The sequence below is a fragment of the Kitasatospora nipponensis genome (assembly GCF_039528135.1).
Taxonomy (GTDB): Bacteria; Actinomycetota; Actinomycetes; order Streptomycetales; family Streptomycetaceae; genus Kitasatospora; species Kitasatospora nipponensis.
The window spans coordinates 1-217 of record NZ_BAAALF010000539.1 but is presented as its reverse complement, the minus strand read 5'-3'; positions in this window follow the sequence as shown (position 1 = coordinate 217).

Sequence of the window (217 nt, the reverse complement as noted above, 5' to 3'; positions counted from 1 at the left end):
ACGGGCCTGGGGGTTCGACGCGCGCCGCCGTTTTCTTACCCAGGGCAGGAAGAGCACACCTGGAGCCCTCAGTTACCACGCTGGCTTCAAGATGGCCCTGCTCACCAAACCGGTCGATGCGGAAGACACAGAGGAAGCCGAGGGCGAGGACGAGCAAACAGGCGATCGCCGCCGCACCGTCAGCACGGACGAGGAAGCCCATGCTGACGACGACAGT